Source organism: Burkholderia sp. Se-20373 (genome assembly GCF_017104705.1).
GTDB lineage: Bacteria > Pseudomonadota > Gammaproteobacteria > Burkholderiales > Burkholderiaceae > Burkholderia.
On record NZ_JAAGPH010000389.1, the window covers coordinates 1 to 690 of the forward strand.

Annotated in this window: 1 pseudogene; it reads left to right on the forward strand. The window is 64.2% G+C overall.

Annotated elements, in window-relative coordinates:
• A pseudogene (locus G3N96_RS39975) lies at window positions 1-690 on the forward strand (RHS repeat protein); the annotation flags it as partial.

Genomic DNA, 690 nt, shown 5'->3' on the forward strand with positions numbered 1-690 from the left:
TCGTGCATAACGACGCACTGCCGGAAAGCCTTCGTTATCACGCGGCGGACGGCCGCACGCATGCGTACCCGCTGCCGAAGGTCGGCGCGTTCCATTACGACGCCATCGAGAACGTGACGCTGGTACGCGTGTCCGATCGGGCCATCACACTGGCGCGCGGCTACGACGCGAAGGAAACCTACGAGCGTCATGGCGAGCATTTCCGACTGACCAGTATCGTGCTGCGTAACGGCGCGGGATTGGCGATCGCCTATGATCACCCGCGGACCGTGCCCGGCCATACGTTATTGCCGTCCGATCTGATGTCCTATCACGGGGATGAGGTTGCGATCGATGCCCACGTTCGCGTGGTGCCCGACGCGCAGGGGCGTGTGGCGCAGGTCTGGCTGATCGAAGATGGCAAGCCGGTGCGGCAGCTCGCTCACTATACGTTCGATGACGCCGGCGATCTGATCGAGGCCGTCGATGAGAACGACGCAAGCCGAAGCTATACGTATCGGCACCACCTGGTCACGCGCTACACGGACCGCACGGGCCGAGGCATGAACCTGCGCTGGGACGGCGAGCACGCGACGGCCAGGGCCGTGCGTGAATGGGCCGACGACGGCAGCTACGATACGACGCTGGAGTGGGACCCGAACATTCGCTTGACCTACGTCACCGACGCGCTCGGCCACGAGACCTGGTACT